The organism is Micromonospora sp. DT4, from assembly GCF_049841675.1.
Lineage (GTDB): Bacteria > Actinomycetota > Actinomycetes > Mycobacteriales > Micromonosporaceae > Micromonospora.
Window position 1 is genome coordinate 1 of the sequence record NZ_JBNCKT010000186.1, and the last position, 6,418, is coordinate 6,418.

Annotated in this window: 2 protein-coding genes; one reads left to right on the top strand and one right to left on the bottom strand. The window is 65.9% G+C overall.

Translation table 11 applies throughout. The features are described 5' to 3' along the window. Positions 1–1,639: IS1634 family transposase (locus tag ACLQ24_RS28100; protein WP_425894756.1), on the bottom strand; the 1,639-nt coding region annotated here is incomplete at its 3' end. Positions 1,640–2,176: 537 nt separating this feature from the next. Between ACLQ24_RS28100 and ACLQ24_RS28105 the strand changes: the two genes are divergently transcribed. Beyond that, positions 2,177–5,716 (top strand): hypothetical protein, encoded by a 3,540-nt coding sequence (locus ACLQ24_RS28105; RefSeq protein ID WP_425894757.1) that lies wholly within the window; start codon positions 2,177–2,179, stop codon positions 5,714–5,716. The last annotated feature ends 702 nt before the right edge of the window (positions 5,717–6,418 follow it).

The window sequence follows — 6,418 nt, forward strand, 5'->3', positions numbered from 1 at the left end:
GATCCGCCTCCAGCAGCTCGTGTGGCCCGACCAGCAGGGCCGGTTCCCCTGGGACAACCGGTACAACTTCGACCCGCAGCCGCTCGATGTCTGCGTGGATCTTGGGCCAGGTGTGGCCGGTGGTGGTCTCGGCGACGCGGATGAGCAGTAGCGCCAGCCAGCAGAGCAGGATGTGGGCGCGGATGCGGTCCTCGCGGCGGTGGTAGACCGGCCGCAGGTCCAGGGTGGTCTTCATGTCGCGCCAGCCGCGTTCCACCTCGAGGAGCTGCTTGTAGCCCAGGGCGATGTCCTGGGCCGACAGCTTCGGGTCGGAGCAGCGCAGCAGGTACTTGCCGTCCAGGCGCTGCTCGGCCTTGACGGCGGCGGCGTCGACGCGCAGCAGGCCGTTGGGGGTGACGCGCAGGTAGCGGTTGAGGCCCGGCTTGGTGGAGATCGCCCCGCGCAGCTCGGCGCGCTTGGTCGGGCTGAGCTTGTCCGATCCGTCGATCTTGTCGGTGAGTTGGGCGATCAGCCGTTCACGCACGGCGGCGTCGCGCTGGGCGGCGTCGGGGTTGTAGCAGATCACGAACCGGTCGTCGGTGCCGATGTTGACTTCTTTGACCTGCGGGTTGTCGGCCACTTGGGCGTAGCGGCCCTGCCTGGCCAGGGCGGCGTCGGCCTCGGCGGTGCCGGCGCGCAGCTTCTCGCCGAGGATGTAGCCGCCTGCGCCGGATTGCAGGAAGCGCCGGTTCTCGGCGGAGGCGAACCCGCGGTCGGCGACCCAGACGACGCGGGCGAGGTTCCACTCGCGCATCTCGGTCTTGACCTGGCGGATCAGCGCCGAGTCGCCGGTGTTGCCGGGCCAGCACCACACCCGCACCGGGATGCCGGTGCGGGTGACGGCCATGCCGACCACGACCTGGGGCAGGTCGTCGCGGTGGTCCTTGCTCTTGCCGTGGGTGCGGAACCCGGCCTGCTTGACCGCGGCCGGGTCGTCTTCGGCCACGACCTCACCCTTGTCGTCGCGCCAGAGCAGGTCGTCGGCCTCGTCGAGTTCGAAATAGGTGCTGCTCGTGTCGAAGAACAGCAGGTCGACTTCAAGGTTGAGCAGGTCGGCGATGCTGTCGTAGATCGCGCGGGTCAGCGCGGGCTCAACCTCGATCAGGTCGTCCATCGCCCGGTAGCAGGCGTCGTCTCCGACGTTCGGCAGGCCGGGCAGGTGCACGTCGTGGCAGACCCACTCCGACGCGGCCAGCTTGCTCGACGGCTTGAGCACACGGTTGGCGACCAGCGCGAACAGCACCCGTTCGACATCGACCTCACGACGGTGAGTGTTGACCATGTCTCGCACGATCTTGCCGATGCCCAGCTGCCGCCACAGGCCGTCGAGCAGCCACACCCCGCCCAGCGGCCGCGACTGCACGAACGACAACCCCGCCGGCGTCGCCGCGGCGAGGGCGTCGGCCGGGTCCAGCAGGCGCGACAACGCGTCGATCAGGCGGCGCACGCCGGCGACGTCGAGGGAGTCCTCGCGGCCGAAGGAGTACAGCACACGCGTCCTGGACGCCTTGGCCACCGGGTCCCACTCGTTGTGGGCCAGCTGCAGGTAGCGGATCGTCTGCCCGTCGCGGGTCTTGCGCGTCGACGCCTTCACGTACACGGCCCAGACCGTACACCGACTATGAGAACTGGGACAGATCCCCAGCTAGACAAAGTTATCCACAGGAAAGCGTGTCACTAGGGGTTTTCGCGGTTTCCACCAGCCCGCGACGCGCCGACCTGCAGTTTCACTCCAGCGAGCCGACTATATCGACGCGAAGCTGCGGAACGCAGTCCCGACGACCTATCCGGTCACCCGGATTCTTGTTGAGATCACGTCATTGGAGGACGGTAGGGTCGGTCATGTCCACGCCCGAGTGGTTGCCTCTGCCCCTTGAGGGATCTCAACATCGTCGGCTCAGGGAGTGACCTGACCATGCCGCCAAGAATTACGGCTGCGCGCTGTTCCGAAACCCTTATCACCTGGGTGTCATCTGGGCTCGTTGTGAGCCTAGAGCCGCAGGCGGCGCCGCCCGAGGCGTGCTTCGCCGCCGAGCGGGTGCCGGGTCTGCACTTGATCCACTTCGCTGGGGAGCCGGTCGGGTCCGCGGCGGCGACGGAAGCTCTGCTGGCACAGCCACTGAGCGTGGTGGCCCGGATGGTGGTTGTCCCGCCAGGTTCGGCCTCCACCTTCACGCTGGATGAGGCGAAAGCCCATGCCGACGGGCTGCGCCTGCCAGTTCTCCTCCCCGGCGACCCCCCGATCGGCATGGACAGGGAATGGGCCCTGACCATCGTCCACGAACGTACCGTCGGGGAGGGCACTTCCGCTTACGTCCTCGTGCTACCCGAGGGCCATCTTGTCCAGGGCCATGCAGCCGCATACACCGATCCAGGAGTGGGTGGGATCGTCCCGGGTCCTGCGATGCCTGGCCAGGTTCGGTTGGCCGGGGAACGGGCCGAGGTGGGCTTACCTCAGCCAATCGTCGATGCCCGTTTCGCGGGTATCGACTCGACCACAATTCCGGCTGGCGTAACCCGCGACGTCGACGGCGGACTCATCGGGCTCTGGCGGGAACTGGACAAACTAATACCGGGGCAGGCCGTCCTCGTGCACGTCGCCACGACCAGTGCCGCCGCCGAGGATCTGCTGGCGGTCCGGGCGCCGGACGGGATAGCGCTACTTCATTCCACGCCCGACGCGCGCGCCGCGACCCTGCCCCGAAACCCCGGCACCCTGCGCGTCACACCGGCCGTCACGCCCGTGCAGGCCGTCATCCCCGGCGGTTCCGCGACAGGGATCAAGCACCTCGTAGACCGGCCCGGTCTCATGCTGCTCGACCCCACGCAGAGCGCACAGATCGAGGCCGCCAAATCATTCCGCGCCGCCGAGGATGAATACCCGGTCTTCGTGCACGGCAGCCCGGCCGGTCCTATGCTCGGCGGTCGGCTCGTCACCGCCACGCAACTCCGCGCCCTGATCGGCGCCGACCCCCGTGCCCGAGACAGGAAGATCATCCTCGTGCAGCGCGAGGCCGCCGACTCGCCCAGCGTGCTCGACGACTTCGCGGCCGCCTTGTTCGCGATGCTGCCCCGCGAACATCAAGCCCTCTACGGGATGGGCGGCACCGCCTGGGTCCAACCCCTACCGGCCGGCGCCGCCATCGGTGACCTCACCGAGGTGCTCGTCACCCGTATGGTGCTCGGACCTGACGGCGCGATTCGACATCACGCTGCAGGCATCCGTGTCTACGGCGATGCTCCCAACGCCCCCACTACCGGGCCACGTACCGCCAAAGTCACCGAGCACAGGTTCGCGCTGTCCCTGGCACGCAAAGGTCACGGCATTCCACTGACCGACGACGACGGCGCTGTCCTCGCCCCAGAAACCGCCCCTACCCCCGCGGGGCTACACACCCTCGACCACCCGCGAGGGTGGCCCCCCGAAGGCATCGGCACCCCATTCGGCTGGCCCGACACCTACCTCCCGTCGCAGGAAAGCGCCCAACACACCTTCTCCGAGGCTTACCATCGAGTCGCCGCGGAGCGACTGGCTTGTTATGAGTCGGCCAAGTGGCTGCGTGATCTGGCCACGTCGCACCACAACGCCGAGCTGATTGCCACTGCGGACAAGTTCATTGAGACACATGAGTATCAGCAATCAGACCCCCGATCCACCTACTTCGGGTGGTTCATGCGGCTGCGAGAGCTCCAGCAAGCTGCCCGCCAGACCCGGTCGGAACTGGTCGACACGGCCCGGGAGCTCCAGTCGGCCCTACGTCATCCCATGGCCGACGGTACCGCCGCCGACACTCGACACGCCCACACCGCCGACTCGATGCAAACACACATCGACCAGATCATCGCCGGGGAGGGATGGGAGGATATTTGGCGGCGCGTCTCCCGTGATCTCGGTCGCGAGATCATCGCCGAAGCGAGGAGACGCTTGTGGTACGGGCCGTCAAATGATGTCCGCGTCGGCAAAAAGTATCAGGGAGCAGCCGCAGCGTTAGCAGCAGACCATTTTCACAAACGCGATTACATTCGCCACACTCCGACCATGACTCCGGAGGAAGAATTCAGGGCTGCATTTCTTGGGACGTTCACGGATGACCAGCGCCTTAACGATATCGCACAGCTTGCCGTTCAAGGTCAGCAATGGGGTCTAGGCCCATGCGGCGTCTTCGCTTCGATGACTCTGAGCCTTATCTGGAGGGATCCACGGCTGCTCGGCATACCGGTCACCCTCGTCGAGCACGTCGACGACCACGTCTTCGTCATCATCGGGCCGCCGGCCCATGGCAACACGCTGGTGATTGACCCCTGGCCTTACCGGCCCAGCTCGGTGACGCTAGGCAACTACTTCCTCGACACGCGTGAGGCCCACCACTGGACAGCCGTTCCTGATGGCAGCGACCTCCTGGCCCGCGGCCGCGACTTGCTCCACCTCGACCGCATGCCGGTCCTACCTCTATTCCATGAACCCCCATCGAAGCCGCTCAAATTTATTGGAGGATTGGGCGACTACTGGGACCGGTACCACACGTTCGATCCCGAGCTTGGCACCGCCAACAGCGACAGCGAAGGAGAGGAGGAGATAGACCACGAGGCGCTTCCGGTGCCGAGTTGGTCACTACGGTTGACCAACGGCGTCAGAGCGCACGGCAATATCCACGTGATCTCGTCGATCAACAGAGACGTGCAGCAGGCACTGATCGATCAGGTGACCTCGGCTGCCGATGGCATGCACTCGGTGATCCTGCTGGACGCCCCGCGCCCCGGGGAACCCCCGCTCGCCGAGGACATCGCGGCACTGAACTACCTGCTCGAACAATTCGCCCAACGCGGGCAACTGCCGGTCGTGATCAGCCGGGGCAGGGTCGACGACGGCCTACTCGAGGTGACGGAACGGTACGGTGCCGTGATCGTACACCCGACCCTGGACAGAGCTGACGGCACCGGCTTACAGCTGGATTTCCAGTGGAAGGCCACCGCCTCACGGCCAGTTGAGCGGGTAGCCGCATCCAGCGACGTCTCGCCCCAAATAACCGCAGCTTTCCTGGAGACGGCGAGCAGGTTGGCGTGGCCGACCGAGGCGATCGGCTACGTCGATGACGCACTCGGCCAGCTCATCTGGGCAGCGGACCTCAACGAAAGCCGCAAGATCTTCGATCGGCTGAAGCAGGACTGGACACCGCAACGGATGAGAGCGGGCGGCGCCGGGGTCGAGCAGATGGTCAAACGGGTGCCCGACCAGCCGGCATTGAGCGTCTTCGCCCCGGTACTACACCTCGGTGCCGTCGGCCACGCCGACATCGCCTTCGATTTCGCCAGTGCCACTGAGGTAACCCGGCCGCAAACCCTTCTCGGGGCGGTCCGCGATCTAATTGAGCGCAGACAGTTCGAGACGAAGGCGGACGACGCTCTCACCACCGAAGATTTAACAAAGATGGTCAGTGCCGTCAGCGGCAAAAAGTCGGCAGCAGCAGCAGGCGCGATAATCACCGCAGTCGGCGCTATCAAAACTGCAAATTTCGAGGGTACGGCAGATCTCGTCGCCGCCGCCAGCGGTAAACTCAGCATCGCGGACAAGCAGCAGTGGCTGAAGGCAATGGATTACCTGCTAACCACCATGCCCACCAATGCTACCGAAAAGAATCAGCTGAAAGAGGCGGCAGAAGCCCTTCTGCAGTGCTGATCACGACAGCAGTGCCGGGTAGACGGCGGGAATCTCACCCGCCGTCCCCCACAGATCAGACGTAAGCCTCTCGGCTTATCCGGCTCGTGCCGCTCAGGTTGTCAGGTCGTGTACCGCAGCGCCCAGCCTCAATCCGTCACAGGGTTTTGATCCTTGCCTGTCCGGCTCGGCTTTAGTTTTGTCCCTCGCTGATGAGTGCGGGTTGGTAGCGTGTCGCTGCGGGCGCGCCGGGTCTCCTGATCGGGGTGGTCTCTTTCTCCTGGTAGGGGGCTGTGGGGATGGGTCAGGTCTTGTGGCTGGCAGGGCGAGGCAGGGCTATTGCGTAGTCGGGTTACTCCTGGTCACGGCGTCGATGAGGTCGTGGGCGGTGGTTAGCACGTCGGGTGGCTTCGGCGATGTTGGTTGCACCGCTGGTGCGGTGGTAGCCGATCGAGGTGTTACGGAGCGTGGCGAAGACGGCAGGGCCGTTGCCGGTCTTGGTCCGGTGGGCGTCTTCACGTAGCGTCACGTCTCGGACGTGTGCGCCGTGAGGCGCTGTTGTTTCGAGTGGAGGTGAGAGGCCTTCGCCGCTGGCCCTGTCGCAGCAGGACGGTGGAGCTGAGGGCAGCCTGATCCGGGAGGTGCCTCGACGACGCGGGCGCCGCGGCCCACGGCCCGCTGGTGCGTGGCCAGCAGCGTGGTGCCGTCCAGGCCGGGGACGGT

What these genes read in the sequence shown, in the direction of transcription:
- ACLQ24_RS28105 (WP_425894757.1), top strand. Translation starts at nt 2,177, where the DNA reads ATGGTGGTTGTCCCGCCAGGTTCGGCCTCCACCTTCACGCTGGATGAG.